Below are 442 nucleotides of genomic sequence, written 5' to 3' on the forward strand. Positions count from 1 at the left end.
ACCGTCATCGGCGTCCCGTGGTTCGAGCGTGCAATCCCAACGGCTGGAATTGACACAGACAGGGCGGATTTCGACGCCATGCTCAACCGCATCACGCACAATTTGCGCCGGCGCATAGAAACCCATCGGCTGGGCGTTCAAGAGTGCCGCGCAGAAGACGTCTGGATGCCAGCATTTGATCCAGCTCGACGCATAGGCGATCAGCGCGAAGCTCGCGGCATGGCTTTCGGGAAAACCATAGGAACCGAAGCCCTCCAACTGGCGGAACGTCCGCTCTGCAAATTCCCGATCATAGCCATTATCGACCATGCCCTGGATGAGCTTCTCACCGAACTTGGAGACGCCGCCTGTGTGTTTAAAAGTTGCCATGGCGCGGCGGAGCTGGTCTGCCTCGCCGGCGGTGAACCCGGCGCATTCGATCGCCACCCGCATCGCCTGTTCC

Annotated in this window: 1 pseudogene; it reads right to left on the minus strand. The window is 60.2% G+C overall.

Annotation, left to right across the window (positions count from 1 at the left end):
* Positions 1-442, minus strand: a pseudogene (gene dnaE2, locus CEV33_RS00245) (error-prone DNA polymerase); the annotation flags it as partial.

It is taken from the genome of Brucella grignonensis, assembly GCF_002252505.1.
GTDB classification, from domain to species: domain Bacteria; phylum Pseudomonadota; class Alphaproteobacteria; order Rhizobiales; family Rhizobiaceae; genus Brucella; species Brucella grignonensis.